16 protein-coding genes are annotated in these 18954 nt (G+C 42.7%); 10 read left to right on the forward strand and 6 right to left on the reverse strand.

Going from position 1 to position 18954, the window contains the following annotated elements; translation table 11 throughout:
* The first annotated feature begins 88 nt into the window (after positions 1–88).
* The 3 genes from BV375_RS36350 to BV375_RS31820 all read left to right on the forward strand — a co-directional run bounded on the left by BV375_RS36350 (position 89) and on the right by BV375_RS31820 (position 1441).
* Entirely contained in the window at positions 89–289 is a 201-nt protein-coding gene (locus tag BV375_RS36350; protein WP_134076249.1) for a hypothetical protein, read from the forward strand.
* A gap of 47 nt (positions 290–336) precedes the next feature.
* Positions 337–486 carry a hypothetical protein gene (locus BV375_RS37375; protein WP_166507580.1) on the forward strand — a complete coding sequence of 50 codons (150 nt, stop codon included), beginning with the start codon at positions 337–339 and terminating at the stop codon, positions 484–486.
* A gap of 526 nt (positions 487–1012) precedes the next feature.
* Entirely contained in the window at positions 1013–1441 is a 429-nt protein-coding gene (locus BV375_RS31820) for a hypothetical protein (RefSeq protein ID WP_086767979.1), read from the forward strand.
* Positions 1442–1599: 158 nt separating this feature from the next.
* Here BV375_RS31820 and BV375_RS31825 read toward each other — a convergent pair whose 3' ends face one another.
* Positions 1600–2748, reverse strand: a complete 1149-nt coding sequence (locus BV375_RS31825; protein WP_086767981.1) for a saccharopine dehydrogenase NADP-binding domain-containing protein — start codon at positions 2746–2748, stop codon at positions 1600–1602.
* A gap of 261 nt (positions 2749–3009) precedes the next feature.
* Between BV375_RS31825 and BV375_RS31830 the strand changes: the two genes are divergently transcribed.
* The 5 genes from BV375_RS31830 (at position 3010) to BV375_RS31850 (ending at position 8820) form a co-directional block, all read left to right on the forward strand.
* The gene (locus tag BV375_RS31830) at positions 3010–3690 is read left to right on the forward strand and encodes a HEAT repeat domain-containing protein (RefSeq protein ID WP_086768149.1); all 681 of its coding nucleotides are present in this window, start codon (positions 3010–3012) and stop codon (positions 3688–3690) included.
* A gap of 163 nt (positions 3691–3853) precedes the next feature.
* On the forward strand, positions 3854–4420 hold the full coding sequence (locus tag BV375_RS31835) for a phycobiliprotein lyase (protein WP_086767983.1): 567 nt from the start codon (positions 3854–3856) through the stop codon (positions 4418–4420).
* A 236-nt stretch (positions 4421–4656) separates the two neighbouring features.
* On the forward strand, positions 4657–6081 hold the full coding sequence (locus BV375_RS31840; RefSeq protein WP_086767985.1) for a GAF domain-containing protein: 1425 nt from the start codon (positions 4657–4659) through the stop codon (positions 6079–6081).
* Entirely contained in the window at positions 6078–6521 is a 444-nt protein-coding gene (locus BV375_RS31845; protein ID WP_086767987.1) for a response regulator, read from the forward strand. Before BV375_RS31840 ends, BV375_RS31845 begins: the two co-directional genes overlap by 4 nt.
* A 13-nt stretch (positions 6522–6534) precedes the next feature.
* Positions 6535–8820, forward strand: coding sequence for a PAS domain S-box protein (locus tag BV375_RS31850; RefSeq protein WP_086767989.1), 2286 nt, complete (start codon positions 6535–6537; stop codon positions 8818–8820).
* A 99-nt stretch (positions 8821–8919) separates the two neighbouring features.
* Here BV375_RS31850 and BV375_RS31855 read toward each other — a convergent pair whose 3' ends face one another.
* Complete coding sequence (locus tag BV375_RS31855) at positions 8920–10218, reverse strand: sodium:proton antiporter (RefSeq protein ID WP_086767991.1); 1299 nt, start codon at positions 10216–10218, stop codon at positions 8920–8922.
* A gap of 1170 nt (positions 10219–11388) precedes the next feature.
* Between BV375_RS31855 and BV375_RS31860 the strand changes: the two genes are divergently transcribed.
* Both BV375_RS31860 and BV375_RS31865 read left to right on the forward strand, forming a co-directional pair.
* A complete protein-coding gene (locus BV375_RS31860) occupies positions 11389–12630 on the forward strand; it encodes an amidohydrolase/deacetylase family metallohydrolase (RefSeq protein ID WP_086767993.1) in 1242 nt (413 codons plus the stop codon).
* A gap of 318 nt (positions 12631–12948) precedes the next feature.
* Positions 12949–13167, forward strand: coding sequence for a hypothetical protein (locus BV375_RS31865; RefSeq protein ID WP_086767995.1), 219 nt, complete (start codon positions 12949–12951; stop codon positions 13165–13167).
* Positions 13168–13331: 164 nt separating this feature from the next.
* Here BV375_RS31865 and BV375_RS31870 read toward each other — a convergent pair whose 3' ends face one another.
* From BV375_RS31870 to BV375_RS31885, 4 genes are all read right to left on the reverse strand, one after another.
* Positions 13332–14531 carry a hypothetical protein gene (locus BV375_RS31870; RefSeq protein ID WP_086767997.1) on the reverse strand — a complete coding sequence of 400 codons (1200 nt, stop codon included), beginning with the start codon at positions 14529–14531 and terminating at the stop codon, positions 13332–13334.
* A gap of 11 nt (positions 14532–14542) precedes the next feature.
* Positions 14543–16576, reverse strand: a complete 2034-nt coding sequence (locus BV375_RS31875) for an AMP-binding protein (protein ID WP_086767998.1) — start codon at positions 16574–16576, stop codon at positions 14543–14545.
* Between the two features lie 239 nt (positions 16577–16815).
* Complete coding sequence (locus BV375_RS31880) at positions 16816–17736, reverse strand: hypothetical protein (RefSeq protein ID WP_086768000.1); 921 nt, start codon at positions 17734–17736, stop codon at positions 16816–16818.
* A 22-nt stretch (positions 17737–17758) separates the two neighbouring features.
* Entirely contained in the window at positions 17759–18949 is a 1191-nt protein-coding gene (locus tag BV375_RS31885) for a homogentisate 1,2-dioxygenase (protein ID WP_086768002.1), read from the reverse strand.
* Positions 18950–18954: the final 5 nt, after the last annotated feature.

Consider the following 18954-nt stretch of genomic DNA (forward strand, 5'->3'; position numbering starts at 1 on the left):
CTCTCATTAACTCAGCACTGCTGGGTCTTTTTGGATGGCTTAGTCTAAACTCCAGTTATTAAGGATATATACTCGTTTTGGTGGTAGAGTGAGGGATGAAGATGAGGAAAAATACGAAGCTTACAAACGCTTCTGCGATCGCGTAGAGTGGGGATTAGTGGTAGAGATAACAGTAAAATATAATACCTTGACACGAGGACATTTACCCTACAACTTTCGACCAGGTACCCAAGTACGACATATGACAAGAGGGACTCTCTTCTCTCGCGTCGAGACTTGTAAAATTTAACAAGTAAAGCTTTCAAGCGACTTCCCCAAAAATTTCTCCGCAACTTGATGGATACCCGTGTCATTCCGAATGGAGCGAAGCGGAATGTCGGCGAAGCCTTCCCGAAGGATAGCAATCGCAAAGGTTGGGATTGCTATCCTTCGGGAAGGCTTTCAGCGAACGCTCCATTTTATTACGCTCGCAATGACTTTAAATAGAGCGATCGCACTTCGTGGAAATTTTATATTTAGTGATCGCCATAACTGATATCTTCATTCAAAAAACACATTAAGTTGAATTTAGTAAGCAAAATGGCATTTTACTTACTCAAAATGCCTTAACGAGTTCACAAAATGCCTTAACGCTTACTCATTTTGGTGTTTTACGCAAGCAAAAAGCCTTAATGAGTTCTTAAAAAGCCTTAACGCCTACTCATTTTAGTAAATCGCGCACTCATTTTAGTGTTTTCCGCAAGTAAAAAGCCTTAATGAGTTCACAAAAAGCCTTATCGCTTACTCATTTCGGTAAATCACGCACTCATTTTGGTGTTTTCCGCAAGTAAAAAGGTAAATCACATTCTCATTATACTTTTTTGCTAAAACATATCAGTAATTCACCTACTTATCACAGAAATATCTGTGTAGCAAAAGCTATTGCAGATTTGGCGAAATCTTCCCAAGCTGATCGATACAAAAGTTTTTAAGGTAAATAATATTAACCGTACCGTATGAGAAGGTGTAGGATATGGCGCGTCAAAAAAGAAGCTCTAAAGTATTAGAAAGAGCAGTGCGTCGTGCTGCTAGCATGAACTCAATTAATCCAAATTTAGATGTAGGTAATGGACTTACTTTACCTGCCTTTTCCACTCTCATTGAGAAGATGCAAACTCAAGAATATGCATATAATAGTGCCCTTTCTAACTTGGATGGGTTATACCGTGAAATGCTAGAAACCGAGCGTGAATTGGGAGACATGACCGAACTTATACTGTTGGGAGTTGCAACAAGATTTGGCAAAAGCAGTGTAGAGTACAACATGGCAGGAGGAGTACCTAAAAACCAGCGCCGCCGGGCAACAAAAAGTGGCTCACCAACTCCTAGTTCTCAGCCAACGGCATTAGTTGCGAGTGAAAACGGCAATGGAAATGGCAAGACGCCAACAGTAACAAGTTAGGATGTGATACGCATTTTAATAAATATACAAATACATTGGTAGGGGTTTAGCATTGCTAAACCCTTACCCAAGTGAGCTTTTGGGTACTCCTTGAAACTCAGTCCGCTGGGTTTTGCCTGTGTAGCCGCGATTTCCCATCGCCCGGTGTTTTTAATACATTACGGCAGATTATTTTTCACCCAATTATGAGCAATTTTAATTCCTCGGCTTTCCATTGTTTGGACAAATAAATCTGTTGGTAGTGCCTCTTCTACAGGTAGAACTCCTGGCTTTTTCAGCTTATCTTCAAGTAACAATTGGGCAATACTACCTGTGCCACAACCAGAAGCTAAAGCGGTATTTTCATGTATTAAATCTGCATAATAAAGGGCTGTTTTACCATCTTTTTGCCCTGTGACTTCTGCACGCACTGCTACCCCAATTCCTGTAAAAGGATTCGTCACATCTGTCATAAAATGACTGACATGAGAGAGAAACTCAATCATAGCTCGACGCTGCATCAACCATTTAGGGAAAATATGCGCCGCTATCCAAGTCATGTGATTATAAAAGTCGGGTACTGAACCAAATTTTGTAATTACAGTTTTCACTGAAGGAAAAGAATGCGGCATAGTGAAGGTTTCTGGCATATCAAACCAGTAAACCCCAGTACGTCCATAGGGAGGTGCAAAATTAATCATTTCCCTCTCACTATATGGTTTAACTACTTGCCAATTGCCATTAATCCAAGCTTCAAAAGGATATTGTAAACCCAAAAAAGTTGTTCGCATAACTGTGATGCCAGCACCACCAGAACCAGACACTAAATAACTGAGATGAATTTTTTCTGGTTTGTCGAATTGCTCAACACATTGGCGTACCATGCTGTTAGAAATACCAGGAAAAATTCCAGTGTTAATAATTGCCGTGACATTAGCAGCGGCAGCTTGTTCGTTATACTTTAAAGCTTTACTAGTATAAGAACGATGATCGCTGACATCTAGATAATTAACGCCTTGTTCAATGCAAATTTGTAAAACATTAGTGTCTCGGTAGTGAAAAGGACCAGCACAGTGGATGACTAAATCGGAATTAGCGATCGCCTTGCGCAGTTTGTCCACTTCCGCCAAGTCCAACACCAAAAACTGCACCTGCGTTCCTAAAGTCCAGTTGTTTTTAGTACTGAGCCACTTGGCATCTTCGTCCTCCTCAGCCACTGGGGAACGTCCGGTAATCGTAATTTGTGCTTGGGTGTGGGTGGCTAGATCCTGAGCAACACTGCTACCAATCCTCCCCCTGCCTCCAAGAATCAAAATGCGGTTTGTCATGAGTAATGCTGGTCAAAACTAGATTTATTGCACCAATTTTCAGTTCTGCTTGTCATCAGCAACAAGTAAGACCTTGCTTATTATGCAAGTAGTATTCTTGGGTTGGAAGAAGGACAAAGCAGACAATTACGGCAAATGACTCATGACAAGTGACAAATGACCCATCAATTTGATGTATGGTTAACCCCCCAAAAAGAAGGTGTCCTTTATTATGAGAATTTTTGTAAAGTAAAGATAAGTAAAGAAACTATTTTCACCAAAATGGCTGCTTTAAGCTTAGAAGAAATTTCTGTTCAGTTAGAAAGTCCGAACCTGCGCGATCGCATGGTAGCTCTTGCCAATCTGCGCGATGTTCCGTCTGAAGATGCCGTACCTTTAATCAAAAAGGTATTAGATGACGAATCTTTGCAACTGCGATCGATGGCAATTTTTGCTTTGGGAATTAAACAGACACCAGAATGTTATCCAATATTGGTAAAAATTTTGGAAACTGACCCAGATTATGGTATGCGTGCTGATGCTGCTGGGGCATTGGGATATTTAGGTGATGCCAGAGCCTTTGAGGTGCTAGCACGGGCGTTTTATGAAGATACTGATTGGCTAGTACGCTTTAGTGTGGCAGTTTCTCTAGGCAATATTAAAGATCCGCGTGCCCATGCCATTCTGATTCAAGCATTAGATAGTGACGAAGTTATCTTACATCAAGCAGCGATCGCAGCACTAGGAGAGATTAAAGACATTGAGTCTGTAGATATGATCTTGCGCTTTGCCCAGTCAGATGATTGGTTAGTGCGGCAACGTCTTGCAGAAGCTTTAGGTAATCTTCCTACCCCTAAGAGCGTCTCAGCTTTGAAATACCTAGAAAAAGATAGCCATCCTCACGTTGCTGAAGCAGCGACAATTTCTCTGAAAAGGCTCGAAGCTACAGACACTCAAGCATAAGCGCCATTGAAAGCTAAAGTATAAATTATTAAGGATGAAATATCTCTACCAATTTACCAAGTTTTAATTTCATCCTTTAAACTTCAGACTGCTTTAGGCAACACCTCCTGCTACCTTTTAATAAGTGGGATTTTCAGCATTTTGATGCAGAGTAGTTTCAATCATGAATATAGAAGAGTTTTTTGAGTTGAGCGCTGGTAAATGGTTTTCCCATCGCACCAGTCATCATTTAGCTTTTAAGCAATCCGAAGACGGTAAGTCGGATATTACCATCGAGATGCTGGCAGCAGATCATCCAGAGGTAATCAAACTGTGCCAACAGTACGAAATTAACCCCAGTGGTGCTTCCTGTGGTGCGAGAGTTACTTGGAACGGCACTATGGAATGGGATGAAGAAAAACACAGTGGCTCTACTGTGCTAGTTTCAGTACCTGATGAAGATAACCCCAACGAAGGCAAGTTGCTGCGAGAAATGGGTTATGCCGAAAAAGCTCCAGTCGCCGGACGTTATAAGATGGGCAGTGATGGAGCGTTGACACTAACTACAGAGTATGAAACTATGTGGTCTGAGGAACGCCTCTGGTTTGCTAGCCCCAACTTGCGGATGCGAGTCAGTGTCCTGAAACGCTTCGGTGGCTTTAGCATGGCTTCTTTCACATCTGAGATTCGCATGGGTGGGACCCCAGCAAGTGTGAAAGCATCAGAGGCGGCTAATACAGCATCAAGTTAGTTGTATTAGCGGACTTGCGATTAAACAATATCTAAGATAGTAAGGGCACAATGTAATATTGTGCCCTAAGCCTTTGGATTACTGGGTTTTTTATTAACTTAAGCGATCGCTTACAATAATCTATTAAAGTGCATTACAAATAAACTTATAATTCACAACAGCTAAAAAGCCTGAAATATAATTCTTTTAACTTTTGACTTCCAAACAGCAGTACTAGCCCCTACGATAAAAAAAGAATGAACCCAGAGAGATTGGCAAGACTGCGGAATTTGTGCCGGGATGAAGCGGCATTTGAACAAATCAAGCAGATCCTGGGCGATGAAGTCCTAAAATCCAAGCACGAAATCAATCAGGCAAATTTCCAAGTACAGCGGCAAAAAGCATTATTCCGTGTAATTACTCGCCTACGCGAACCAATAGACCTAGAAACAATTTTTCAAGCTACAGCTACTGAGGTGCGCCAACTTTTGGCTGTAGACCGAGTGGGGATGTTTCGCTTCTACCCAGATTCAGGTTGGAATGATGGGGAATTTGTTTCTGAGGATGTAGATCCTGCTTTTCCATCTGCTATGGAACAAAGAATCCATGACCACTGCTTTGGTGAGCAGTTTGCAGTCCATTATCAGCAGGGAAGGATTCAGGCAGTTGCAGATATTCACACTTATGGGCTGAGTGATTGTCACATCCAGGTTCTAGCTCAATTTCAAATCAGAGCCAACTTAGTAATACCACTGTTACAAGGTAAGACTCTCTGGGGATTGCTGTGTATTAACCAATGTCGTGCGCCGCGAGAATGGCAACCTACAGAGATTGAGTTTGCTACCGAAATTGCCAGCCATCTAGCTGTGGCTCTCCAACATGCAGAACTCCTTGCTGACTTACAAGCAGAAGTAATAGAGCGCCAGCAGGCCGAACAAGCACTACATTCCCTAAACCAGGGAATGCAACGGGCAATGATTGAGCTACAAGCAGTAAATAAGGAACTAGAAGCTTTTAGCTACTCCGTTTCCCACGATTTACGTGCTCCCTTACGTAGTATTGATGGCTTTAGCCAGGCTCTTCTTGAAGACTATCAAGAACAGCTAGACGAAACAGGGCAGAACTATCTCCGGCGAATTCGGTTAGCTACTCAGCGAATGGGTCAATTAATCGACGATCTCCTGAATCTATCTCGGTTGATGCGTAGTGAGATGCAGCTAGAACCAGTAGATCTCAGTTTGTTAGCAAAAGTCATCTACAAAGAGCTACAGGAAAGTCAGCCAGAGCGACAGGTCGATTGTGTCATTCAACCAGGACTTATAGCCCAAGGAGATAGCCGACTGTTGCAAATGATGTTGACAAACTTACTCGAAAATGCATGGAAATTTACCTCCAAGCACACCCAAGCTAAAATTGAGTTCGGTACAATGCCTCAAGAAAATGGTATTCCAATCTACTTTATTCGAGATGATGGTGCTGGCTTTGATATGGCCTACGCCAATAAGTTATTTGGCCCCTTCCAGCGCTTACACAGAATAGATGAATTTCCTGGAACTGGAATTGGGCTAGCCATAGTCCAACGAATTGTACATCGGCATGGTGGTAGGGTATGGGCAGAAGGAGTTGTAGAACAGGGAGCTACTTTTTACTTTACATTAGTAGCAGATGAGCCTGGAGCATGAGCGTGAGCAATAAAATGATTTTACTGGTAGAAGATAATCCTGATGACGAAGCTTTAGCTATCCGAGCACTCAGGCGCAATCACATCAGTAATGAAATAGTAGTAGCTCGCGATGGTGTTGAAGCTCTTGATTACCTATTTGGCACTGGAGTTCACACTGGACGGGATATTAACATTAAACCTACTGTAATTTTGTTGGATCTTAAGCTACCCCGCATCGATGGCATAGAAGTATTGCGTCGCTTGCGAGAAGACAAACGTACTAACTTACTACCTGTAGTAATCTTAACTACTTCCAGCGAAGAAAAAGATTTGCTTAATAGTTACAGTTTGGGGTGCAACAGTTATATCCGCAAACCCGTAGATTTTATTCAATTTACGGAAGCAGTCCGACAACTAGGAATGTACTGGTTACTCATGAACGAAGCACCGCCCATTTAGAGAGTTAGTCAAGATGCTCCCCCACCTGCGTGTTTTGATTGTTGAAGATTCGGAAGATGATACGCTCCTACTTGTTAGGGAGTTGCGTCGCAGTGAATATACTCTGAATTATGTTCGGGTCGATACCGCAGATGCAATGCAAGCAGCGCTAGATCAACAATCATGGGACATTGTGATCGCAGATTATAGTCTGCCTGCCTTCAGTGGTTTAGATGCCTTGAAACTCCTCCAAAGGCGCAAGCTGGATTTACCATTTATTATTGTCTCCGGTACTATTGGTGAGGATATTGCTGTCGCCGCCATGAAAGCTGGTGCTCACGACTATCTCATTAAGGGTAACCTCGCTCGCCTGGTGCCTGCGGTGGAACGAGAGTTGCGGGAAGCTAGGGAACGATACAAACGGCATAGTGCAGAACAGGCTTTTCAAGAAAGCGAAGACCGCTTTCGCACACTTTGCTCTTCGGCTCCGCTGGCTATCTTTCAAACTGATGCCAAAGGGCAGCTTACTTACAATAATCCTTTATGGTATGACATCTCTGGTGTAAGCGAAGAGGAAAGTTTAGGCTACGGTTGGACTCAGGCAATTCACCCCCAAGATAGAGCTAAGGTTTTCCAAGATTGGGAGCGGACAGTATCTGAACAAAGTACCTGGGTTCACGAATACAGACTCTTGACACCCCAAGGTGAAGTCCGATGGGTGCGTGCTCTTGCCAGCCCAATGTACTCTGCTGAATGCCGATTTTTGGGTCATGTAGGGACAGTTGAAGACATTACCGATCGCAAAGAAGCCGCACAGAAAATCTACGAACAAGCAGCGTTGTTGGATATTTCTATAGATGCGATCGCAGTTCGTGACCTAGAAAATCATATCTTATTTTGGAATAAAGGGGCGGAGCGCCTTTATGGATGGACGACAGCAGAAGTTCTGGGCAGAAATGCTGCTCAATTTTTGTGTAAATATGCAGAAACTTCGCCACCGTTTCCGGAAATAAAGACAATATTAGCTAAGAATGGTAAATGGCAAGGCGAGTTACAGCAATTTACAAAATATGGTCAAGAAATCATCGTCGAAAGTCGCTGGTCACTGATGCGCGATGAAGCTGGTAACCCTAAATCTATTCTGACACTCACTACCGATATTACTCAAAAAAAGCAACTCGAAGAACAATTTCTCCGCGCTCAACGGCTGGAAAGTCTAGGTACTCTTGCAAGTGGTATTGCCCACGACTTCAACAATATCCTGACTCCCATTTTGGCAATTGCTCAACTGCTACCTCTCAAACTCCCCAACTTTGATGAGAGCACTGAGCAACTGCTGCGAATACTAGAAGGAAGCGCTAGGCGAGGAGCTGATTTAGTCCAACAAATTCTGTCTTTTACACGAGGTGTGGAAGGCCGTCGTTCTATCGTCCAAGTGCGACATTTGCTTTCAGATGTGGCGCAGGTGGCTCAACGCACCTTCCCCAAATTTATTGAAACCAAAACTGACATCGCCCCAGACCTGTGGACAGTTTTTGCAGATGCAACTCAACTTCATCAAGTGCTAATGAACCTATGTGTTAATGCTCGTGATGCCATGCCCGATGGCGGTATTCTGAGGATTAGTGCGGAAAACCTTTGCATTGACCAAAACTACGCTAGTATGCATGTCGATGCTCAAGAAGGTTTTTATGTTGTCATAACGATCGCTGATACTGGTACGGGTATTCCACCAGAAATTATGGAGCGGATTTTTGAACCCTTTTTTACTACCAAAGAAGTCGGCAAAGGAACAGGTCTAGGGCTTTCTACTGTCATGAGTATTATCAAAAGCCACAGTGGTTTTGTGACAGTTTACAGCGAGATAGGGCAGGGAAGCTGTTTTAAGGTTTACTTACCGAGTAGAGAAGCTACCGAAACTAAAGCAGTTACCAATACAGAATTGCCAAGCGGTAATGGTGAATTGATTTTGGTAGTAGATGACGAAGTCTCAATTTGCCAGATCGCTAAGACTACCTTAGAAAGCCATAATTACAGAATTTTAACTGCTAGTGATGGTATTGGGGCCCTTGCACTTTACGCGCAGCATATGGATGACATCAGCGTAGTGTTAATAGACATGATGATGCCAGTCATGGATGGTGCTAGCACAATACTCATGTTGCAACGCATGAATCCAAAGACACAAATTATTGCCATGAGTGGAATTATGGCCTATGAGGCTGCTGCTCAAAAGAATAGCCTTGGTATCCGAGAATTCCTGCCAAAACCCTTTACAGCCCAAGTACTACTTAATACGTTACATGAGGTTCTTTCGTAAGCACGGGTGTAGGGGAGATGAGGGTGAAAAAGCAGGGGAGCAGGGGGGAAGAAATGCTTGACCCTTGACTCTGGACTCTTGACCAATGACAAATGACAATTATTCCAATTCATCAATTGTGGCAGGAATATGAGGCTTTGTATCGTGAGCAGTATTTCGCTCATACCATTTCATTAACGGTGTCGTGCTAATTCCATGCACAATCACAGAAACTACAATCGTAGTGTAAGTTATCCAAGCAATTTGCTCAGCGGTATCACCTTTTAAGCCATTACCAAATGCATAGGCAAGATAATATAAAGAGCCAACACCACGAATGCCAAACCAGCCAAATAACCAACGAGTTACTGGATTCAAAGTTCGACGATAGGAATTTAGAGGACGTTTGCCTATTGTACTAATCCAAACACCCACTGGTCGGATTACAAAGAATAACAACACTATGACTAACAAAGATTGAGCCGCATAATTGAGCATTGGCTGTAATAATAATATCGATCCCAATAGCAAAATTGTCCCGACTTCTAGCAGTTTTTCCACCCGTTCAATAAATCCTAGTTGTGCAAGTGATTTGTCTGGATTGTGGTAACTACGTTGAGTAACTAAACCTGCAACAAATACTGCCAAAAACCCATAGCCATTAACTATTTCCGTCAGAGAATAAGTCAAGAAAATAATGCTGATGGCGATAAAATCTTCCATCACATTATCGGCAGGACGTTGCTTTTGAATCTTTTTATCAAGCCAAACTACTGCTTTAGCAACAATAATTCCCATCACTATACCAGCAGCGATCGCCCAAATTAAATCAACTAACAACCAACTTTTCAACCAATTATTCCAGTTGCTATCTTTTAGAGCATAAATACCAAAATAAACGAAAGGAAATGCTAAAGCATCATTCAAACCACCTTCCGAAGTTAAACCAAAGCGCAACTCATCTTGATCGTTCGTATCGGTTAGTTGAACTTCTGAGGCTAGAACTGGATCGGTTGGTGCGAGAATTGCTCCCAACAAAATAGCTGCACCCCAATCCAGCCCCAGAAATAATTTGCCTACAACAGCCAGGGCTAAAATTGAAATTGGCATCAAAAACCCGATGAGGCGAGCTGTAATATCCCAAATTCCTAATTTGAGAGGTCGCACTATTTTTAAGCCACAGCTAAATACAGAAATAATTACCACAAGTTCGGTAATATGCTCTAGAACCTCAGCATTGAATACATCATTACGACGCAATTGAATCAGCCCAAAGCCATAAGGGCCTAATAAAATACCAACCACTAGATAGATGAGGGCGAAGGAAAGAGGTAAACGTGAAATCCATCCAGACCCTAATGTGACTATCAGCAAAAGTAGACCAATTACCAGCAGGTCAATAATATAAATATCTACCATAGATAGGAGTATAAAAAATAAGTTTCGCACTGCAAGTTTAGTAGTATTGCTGATACAGCTAAATCACCCTTGGGTTGATTTTATTTTTCTAATTTTGCGTTTGGTGGTAGATTTATCTAGTTTTACCTTACGGGATACGGCGTTGTATAAATGCGGTATGAATTAAGATTTTTGACCAAAGCTAAAGATTGATTCTACCCTTCTCCTGTCGGAGACGCTACGCGTAGCTTGCTTAAGCGTAGGGATACGGGAACGCTTGAGAGCGAACGCCCAACGTCGAATGCGCGAAACAAAATTCATTCCATCAATCAGCAACGCCCGGGATACTATTACTTTTGCTTTAATTTCCACCGCAACTTGACTGGCTCCCGTGCAAATACAACAACGCAGAGATATTTTAATTTCTTTCCTAGCGAGATAGTCCTAGACGTTGCATATTAGAAGGATGAATCCAGGCTATATACTAGGCAATGTTTATACTTTAATTATACTGGAGTAAGAAATAACGGTTAGCGACGAGGTAAGCAAAATTAGACGTAGATATACTGTCTTAAAAGTATTCTATCATTCAATACGGTTCAGTTAAGGTGATAAGAGTTCTCATCTGTTGAACAAAAACCAAGATTTGGGGGAGAATCCCCCAAACCCCCTCCAAAATAATTGTTCGGTTTTTTGTTTAACCTGAGTTCGGGTTAAGCCAGAAGCTAAAAAGCTTATTGTGTATAGATTGAGCAAAATTCTAAGTGGTAAAAGAAGTGATTAAAGTGGAATCGTTTCGTCAATAAGGTTCACAAATGAGATTAATATCAACAACATGCCTTATTGAAAATATATGAAAACAAAGCTTCAGACCGGATAACGAAAAATCAAGGGGTTTGAGGATTTCTTATCCCGAACTCAGGTTTGTTTAGTAATTATTTGTGAACTTTGTTGTCAATGAATTTTCTTAACTGAACTGTATTGTTCTATCATTGCTTTTTTACCTGATTACCCTTCTTTAAATTTACTTTATAAAAATCCTCTAAGATCCAGTCTAATAAATTGCTGTGTTTGCTGGTGCTAGAAATTGCTACCGCCGCTAGTAATTTTATTTATACTGATAATTAAGAACTAATTTAGTAAGCCGCCTCAGTTTAACAATATGGAGTTTTCTAACTCCTGTGAGGTCTTATGAATACCAATCTAATTTTATACGATTTAGTCATTAAAGATGGTTGGGTTATCGACCCTAGCCAATCCCTAAATGGAAATTTTGATATTGCTATTAACAATGGAAGAATTGTAGCGGTTGCTCATCAGTTACCTGCTTACAAGGCTAAACAAACAGTAGCAGCTAATGGTTATCTTATTTGTCCTGGGTTTATTGATTTACACGTTCATGTTTACGAGTGGATTACTACTTTTGGATTATCTGCTGATGATGTTGGCATAAATGCTGGTGTCACTACAGTTATCGATCAGGGTAGCAGTAGTGCTTTCACTTTTCCAGGCTTTAAATCAAACATTGTTGAGAAAGCAAAAACGGATGTACGGTGCTTTCCTTTAGTTAACCATTTAGCAGCACAAACGCTAGGAGATAGCGAATCAGGTTTAGAAAATCCCCAAAAAGTAGATATAGAACTACTGATTCAATTAGCTAGAGAAAATCCACAGATTGTCCGTGGCTTTAAAGCTCATGCAGAATCAGGAACTATATCTCGTTGGGGTATGGGGGTTTTAGAATTAGCTCGTAAACTTGGCGATCGCACTCATTTACCTTTATATATTCACACAGGAGAATTATTTCCTGTAGTTGCAGCAAACCGACCCAACCCCGAAAAAATCGTAGAAAATGTATTGTCCTACCTGCAAGCTGGAGATGTCATTGGTCACTGCTACAGTTGTCAACCAGATGGGGTAATGGGAACACGTACCAAAGTTCCCAAATGGCTAATTGCAGCGATTGAGCGAGGTGTGCTTTTAGATTTAGGACACGGACTACAATTTAGCTTTGATATTGCTCAGCGGATGATGGAGCAAGGAGTATTACCTCACACGGTTAGTAGCGATGTTCACGCTGATTTTACTCGCGTTCACGATGACTCGCATTTGAACTACAGCCTGTGTGGTGCGCTTTCTAAACTTATGGCTTTGGGATTAGATTTGGAAAATGCGATCGCTACTGTCACAATTAACCCAGCGCGTGTTTTAAAGGCTGAAGCAGAAATTGGGACTTTACAAGTTGGTTCAGTTGCAGATATCTCCATCCTAAAGTTAGTAGAGGGTGATTGCTTATTTTTTGACTCTCTAGGTCAGCAATTGATAGCTAAACAAAAACTAGTTCCACTATGGGTGGTGCGTTCAGGAGAATTAATTCAACCACATCGCCGCCTGCTCCGAGATTTAGAACTTTATACTCTAACCAAGGCATAATTCAATTAATTTAATAGTATTTAAACCACATCTATTTTGAGAACCATAGTTTTAAAAGTAGTGAGAGCATCTTGCTTCCTGCTCTGCGTAGCAGGCTTTCCGTCTCGCACTACTCCAGGTTTCAAAAGCGACGAGGTTTATATCGTGTCGACTGGCCTTCATCTAATTGCCGTCAGGATATTAGCGATCGCTGATTTTTAGAGATTCTAAATTGTTAAGTAATTATGCTTGTTTAAGTTAAATATTGTATTAGATTCTCATATTTACCTATCAAGTCATGGATAATTAATTCTACATGACATCAAGGGGAATGGCTGTATGAAGACTATCAATGTAAAAACGACAGATGGTCATCAAGTTGAGATTAATCCTGCGGCAATTTCTGAAATAGTAGAAGTACAAAAAGAAGATCCAGGTTTCTTAGGCATATTTGGTTTCCAAGAAGGCAAGTATCAAGTATGCATGAGTGATGGGCATACCTATGATATTGCACAGGGAGAACATGATAAATTGCAACAAGATATAACTTCTATTTGAGTTAATCTCAATAAATTTTCTGATTTCTTACCCTGTATATGTCTTTAGCAATAAATAGTTTTCAGCATTTAGCAATAAGGTGATTCTAGCCCACCTTATCGCTAATTATCTTATTGGCCACCAGCTTACGATTAGAAAAAAATTTGAGGAACTTTTGAGGAATTCTAAGTCAATAGATGCTGGCTATTTTCATTACGATGTTTTTTCAGATACTCCATGAATGGTGTGCCGCCTGTACCAATATTGGTGTCGTTATTGGACTTTGCAGTTTGTTGGTTAATGTAAGAAGCAGCAAATTTGAGATGCTGAGTCCGAAATTGTTCTATGAGAGCAACGCAGTCATTATATAAATCCTTCAGTTGAGGGACTTGAACCATGTGGTTTTTAACAAAATCACGCAGCGTTGAAAGGTTTTCTACTTCTTTAATAAAAGCCCTGTGTTTAGGTGGCATATAATCCCGCATTTCTATCAGGTATTCCCATAACGGGTCGCCTTGATGGGTAATGTTGAACAGAGCATCCATAGTAGGTACGATCGCACTTTGTGCACCTGTCTCACCGCGAAACTGCTGGGGTTGTTCACCGTAAGCTTCTACACCTTGATATATCAATCCTTCTGGCAATGCAGGGTTGTTTTTCCAGGCATGAATGTAAGGACGCACTCGATTGTAGTACATATAAGGATCGCAGGCTGCTGGCATCCGGCTCATGGTGGTATTAATGTTTATCCATGCCTGCTTAATATTCTCCAAAGCAGCAATGACAGTGGTAGTGTCACCTTCAGCAATTCCTGCCAAAATAGCCGGAATTGCTGCTAGTGCAGGCGCAGCTTTGGCTTCGATTTCGATGTGAATCAAGATAAACCAGTCTTCATCCAACCCACCTAAAAAGTTTTGCCATATCATGATATTGCCGATTTCGATGGGTTCGGTTTCGTAAATCCGTACCCAGTTATCCAAGGCATAGGAAGCATAAGACAACACAGGCGGCCTGCCGAGTTTTTGCGAAATTTTATAAAAAGGTACAGCAATGTTGCATGGTAGCACTTTAGCGGGTGTTGCTTCGCCCCAAACATAGGCATGGGTTAGGTAAGAATATATCTGCATGGCTCGACGCAACTGCATCTGATTTAACGTTGCTCGCTCTACATCTACTTTCAGAATATTCTCAATCACGTGGCGAATCTTCCCGGTAGTCATCCACTTGGGTAATAAGCCAACAGTTTTTTGGACTTGCCAGAAAATATCCGGTAATTGCGCTTCGGCTGGAGAATTAGTCGGTAAAAAACCACTTTCTGGGCTGACTTCATAATCCTCCAGCTTGAGAGGACACACAATTTCGTCTTTGGGTGCGATGGCAGTCATAATTCTTTGCCTCAGACCAATTTGTAACTTGGGAAAACAGCCTGATAATGTTCGCGTAGCACACGACGCATGACTTTATTAGATGCAGTACGTGGCAATGTATCAATGATTACGAGGTCTTGAATTTTAAATAAGGGATTGAGTTGCTGGCGGATTGCCGTTTGTAAGGAATTTTTCAGTACTTCTTTGTCATGCTGTACATTAGTTTCGAGCACAGCGTAAATAACTAACTGACTCGGCCCGCCTGAAGGCGGTGAACAAGCGATCGCCACAGCTTCAGAAATTCCCTCTACAGAATTGACAATTTGCTCAATTTCCACTGAGCTAACTTTGATACCGCCTAAATTCATCGTGTCGTCAACACGACCTTGGGCGCAGTAGTAGCCGTTAAGTAATCGCTCGATTTGGTCACCGTGACGGCGGAGGGAAGCGCGAGGAGTATTGGCGAAGTAAACTTGATGGTGGTCTTTATTTAGTAACTCAGTAGAAAGCCCAATAGAAGGAGCAACTATGAACACTTCGCCTTTATCGGCAGGATGTCCTTCTTCGTCAACAATTACCAAGTCTAAACCTAAAGCAGGTGTAGTAAAGATTGAAGGTGCAGAAGGTTGTACCAGAGTACTAGTGATATATGCCCCACCAATTTCTGTTCCACCGCAGTACTCTACAATCGGTTTGTAACCAGCTAAGGACATCAAAAAGAGCATATCTTGGGGATTGGAACACTCACCTGTGGAACTGAAGGCTTTGATACTGCTCCAATCAAGACCTTGCATACAGGCGGTGGTTTTCCAAATGCTGACTAAACTAGGCACTACACCCAGCATAGTCACATGGGCATCTTGAATAAATTCACCAAATCCTCGTTCTGTAGCTGTGCCGTAATAGAGAGCAATAGTTGCTCGATTCACTAAACTGGCATAAATCAGCCACGGCCCCATCATCCACCCCAAATTGGTAGGCCAAGCTACCACATCACCAGGATGAATATCTTGATGTAAATGCCCATCCGCAGCACATTTAATTGGGGTGGTTTGCGTCCAGGGAATTGCCTTCGGTACTCCGGTAGTACCAGAGGAGAACAGGATGTTAGTATGAGCCGCTGGATGAACGGAAAATGCATCGAACTGTTCGTTGTTACTGAGAAATTCCTTCCAAGTCAAATCGCTAGAACGCAGTTCCACAGAAGTTCCTAGCACGATCGCTTTCGTTGGATTGGCATCAACTACTTTGCTATAAAGAGGTAATTGCTTGCCGCAACGCCAAATATAGTCTTGGGTAAAGATAGCTTTCGCCTCAGACAGGTGCAACCGCATGGCAATTTCCGCCGCCGCAAAACTATCGGCAATGGAAACAACCACACAGCCAGCTTTAACAATACCCAAATAAATCGCCACCGATTCGGCAGTCATGGGCATAGCAATTGCGATCGCATCCCCAGGAACAAAGCCAGCGTTTACCAATCCATTGGCGACTCGGTTGGTTAAACTATGAAGTTCTCCATAGGTTAAAGTAGCTAGGGAACCGCCTTCTTCTTGAAAGATAATGGCGATCGCATTTTCATCTGCCAAAAAACAACTCTCAGCAATATTAAGCCGCGCATCCACCAGCCAATGGGGAGACTCTACACCTTGCGACAGGTCAACAATTTCGCTGTATGGCTTTTGCAAGCGAATACCTAATCGTTGAATCATCATCTCCCAGAACTCACTACGATGCGCGGCTGACCAAGCGTGCAATTCTGCGTAGTCATCCACTTCTAACTGTTTCATCAACACCGCGATGTTGGTAGCCTGTATTTGCTCGTTGGTGGGGAACCAAGCTGGAGGCTGTCCAGTTTTCCAGCTAGCAAAGGTGGTTTGATATAGCAGTTCGTGGAAGTTAAAAGGTTGGTCAGGTTTGAGGATGTGGTGGGTGAGGTGCTGCCAACACTCTGAGGCTGGCAGAGAGGATAACCACTGATTGATTTGTGGTAGCATTGCGGCAGCCGTTTCTTTTGCTATGCCGCAAGCGATAATTTGTTCTAGCGATAACTGCTTTGTCATCGCCCTTACCTCTTATAGAATTTTGGATTTTAGATTTTGGATTTTGGATTAGATGATTTTTCTCACGCAGAGGGCGCAGAGGAGGGCAGTTGCGTGGTGAGGCAGCGCGGTCTTGGGGGTTTCCCCCATGAGCGACTGCCGAAAGGGTTTCCCGACTTGAGCAAACTGCCCATGACGCAGAGAGAATAAGGTTTGAAAACACTCTGCGTTACTTTGCGTTAAAAAAAACTAACTTATTATTAAGTAGAAACTCCATGTACTCTGTCTTCATTAAGACCATCCCAGAAAACAGCGATCGCATCTAAGATTTCTCGCCCTCCTTGAATGAATTTCTCTCGCTCAAAATTTGGTTGAAAATACACCTCCTCCAGTTCTTCTAAGGTATGTCCGGCGTGCTGTCCTTCAACGCGGTTGTGCCAGGTGAAGAATGCTAGATGCAGCTGCGGATGTCGTGTTTTTTTAATCCCTGTCAGTCCGTCTTCCAATTCTTGCCAAAAACCTGCTGCTGCCCAATTCTCGACGGCAAAGCTAGCACCCTCAGCTATTTGCGGGTCATCGCTACCATAAAGGCGTTGCAATTCGTCACAAAAGTGTAATGTGCTGGGGCGGCCGTGCTTGCGCTTACCCAGTTCTTCGTAGTGCAGCCCCAACCCTTCAGCTACACCTAGCAGCCATTCAAAATGAGCAGCCCGAAAGCGGCAGATACCACCGTCTACAGTGCCTTCTGTACTGACTAATTCGGGGTCGCCTTCTTTGTCTTTATCTTCCTCTGTTTGAGTTAAATGAGTGCCTATATTCTGTCCAGACTGGCGATAAATTACACCTAACTCGTTTAACAAAATCTCTCGACTAGCCCGCGACTGTTGCAGGGTAGGCGAATTGATCGCTTTGAGTAAAGCTGCAATTAAAAATTGGTTGGAAAATACTGAGAATTGTTTGATGAAGTGGCGCAATTCTTCATCTGTCGCCGTTCCATTGCTAAACCACCGAGTATAGGTGTTGTTAGTGATGATACGGTGCTGCAAAAATTCCCGTTCTACTGCGGTCAGGAAGTCGCGGAAGTCATCCACTTGAGCTTGAGTCAACTCGCCTCGCTGCAAGCGTTCCTCAATGCGCGAGGAAATAGTTAAGTTTTTTGGTGTTGCAAGAACTTGAGTCATAAACACACCTCATTTGAGAAACTCACGGCTTTATACCGTGTACAGGTTCTCCTATATGTGAAATCCAACTGTAGGAATAGTTTTTGTCCTCCAGCGCCAAGGCATACTTCGTTAATTTCAACGGACGAAATGTATCAATCATCACTGCAAGTTCATTCGTCCGTTCTTTACCAATTGACCCCTCGTACATTCCTGGGTGAGGGCCGTGGGGAATGCCGCTAGGATGAACGGTAATCGATGCCCGATCAATTCCTTTGCGGGACATAAAGTTGCCTTCTACGTAGTAGATGACCTCATCCGAATCTACGTTGGAATGGTTGTAAGGAGCGGGAATGGATTGGGGATGGTAATCAAACAGGCGCGGTACAAAAGAACACACCACAAAACCCGGCGCTTCAAAGGTTTGATGTACAGGTGGTGGTTGATGCAGTCGCCCTGTAATTGGCTCAAAGTCTTCGATATTAAAGGCAAAGGGCCAGAGATGTCCATCCCAACCAACCACATCTAGGGGATGATGGCGATAAAGGTAACTAGTAATTCGGTCTTGGGCTTTGACTCGGACTTCAAACTCCCCCTCTTCGTCGTGGGTAATTAACTCATCAGGTGGGCGAATGTCACGTTCGCAGTAGGGAGAATGTTCGAGGAATTGACCGTAACGATTAAGGTAACGTGCTGGTGGGTCAATATGTCCGTAGGCTTCGATAACAAGCATCCGTTGCTCAATTCCAGCGTCGGGAATGATGCGCCACATTACTCCTGTAGGAATTATCAAATAATCCCCCACTTGGTAACGCAGAATGCCGTATTGGCTTTCTAAAACACCGCTACCGTCATGAATGAAAAGTACTTCATCACCGTGAGCAAACCGATACCAGTAATGCATCGGTTGGGTAGGACGCGCAACCCAAATGCAGACATCTGCATTAGCCATTAGGGGAACACGAGATGCGATCGCATCCCCACCCAAATCTACTGTCGCTGTCCGTAAGTGGCGGTGCAGCAACGCACCAGTTTCTTCATAGGGAATTTCTACCTTTTGTTCCACCAAAATTTTCTCAATCTGAGTAGGTGGACGTAGATGGTAGAGCAAAGATTGTACGCCAGAAAAGCCGTGAATACTAATTAATTCTTCGTGATATAAAGAACCGTTGGGTTGACGAAATTGGGTGTGTCGCTTGTGTGGTATTTTCCCCAACTTATAGTAGTAAGTCATAATTT

The sequence above is a fragment of the Nostoc sp. 106C genome, from assembly GCF_002154725.1.
Lineage (GTDB): Bacteria > Cyanobacteriota > Cyanobacteriia > Cyanobacteriales > Nostocaceae > Aulosira.

What these genes read in the sequence shown, in the direction of transcription:
- BV375_RS37375 (WP_166507580.1), top strand. Translation starts at nt 337, where the DNA reads ATGGATACCCGTGTCATTCCGAATGGAGCGAAGCGGAATGTCGGCGAA.
- BV375_RS31820 (WP_086767979.1), top strand. Translation starts at nt 1,013, where the DNA reads ATGGCGCGTCAAAAAAGAAGCTCTAAAGTATTAGAAAGAGCAGTGCGT.
- BV375_RS31825 (WP_086767981.1), bottom strand. Translation starts at nt 2,748, where the DNA reads ATGACAAACCGCATTTTGATTCTTGGAGGCAGGGGGAGGATTGGTAGC.
- BV375_RS31830 (WP_086768149.1), top strand. Translation starts at nt 3,010, where the DNA reads ATGGCTGCTTTAAGCTTAGAAGAAATTTCTGTTCAGTTAGAAAGTCCG.
- BV375_RS31835 (WP_086767983.1), top strand. Translation starts at nt 3,854, where the DNA reads ATGAATATAGAAGAGTTTTTTGAGTTGAGCGCTGGTAAATGGTTTTCC.
- BV375_RS31840 (WP_086767985.1), top strand. Translation starts at nt 4,657, where the DNA reads ATGAACCCAGAGAGATTGGCAAGACTGCGGAATTTGTGCCGGGATGAA.
- BV375_RS31845 (WP_086767987.1), top strand. Translation starts at nt 6,078, where the DNA reads ATGAGCGTGAGCAATAAAATGATTTTACTGGTAGAAGATAATCCTGAT.
- BV375_RS31850 (WP_086767989.1), top strand. Translation starts at nt 6,535, where the DNA reads ATGCTCCCCCACCTGCGTGTTTTGATTGTTGAAGATTCGGAAGATGAT.
- BV375_RS31855 (WP_086767991.1), bottom strand. Translation starts at nt 10,218, where the DNA reads ATGGTAGATATTTATATTATTGACCTGCTGGTAATTGGTCTACTTTTG.
- BV375_RS31860 (WP_086767993.1), top strand. Translation starts at nt 11,389, where the DNA reads ATGAATACCAATCTAATTTTATACGATTTAGTCATTAAAGATGGTTGG.
- BV375_RS31865 (WP_086767995.1), top strand. Translation starts at nt 12,949, where the DNA reads ATGAAGACTATCAATGTAAAAACGACAGATGGTCATCAAGTTGAGATT.
- BV375_RS31870 (WP_086767997.1), bottom strand. Translation starts at nt 14,531, where the DNA reads ATGACTGCCATCGCACCCAAAGACGAAATTGTGTGTCCTCTCAAGCTG.
- BV375_RS31875 (WP_086767998.1), bottom strand. Translation starts at nt 16,576, where the DNA reads ATGACAAAGCAGTTATCGCTAGAACAAATTATCGCTTGCGGCATAGCA.
- BV375_RS31880 (WP_086768000.1), bottom strand. Translation starts at nt 17,736, where the DNA reads ATGACTCAAGTTCTTGCAACACCAAAAAACTTAACTATTTCCTCGCGC.
- BV375_RS31885 (WP_086768002.1), bottom strand. Translation starts at nt 18,949, where the DNA reads ATGACTTACTACTATAAGTTGGGGAAAATACCACACAAGCGACACACC.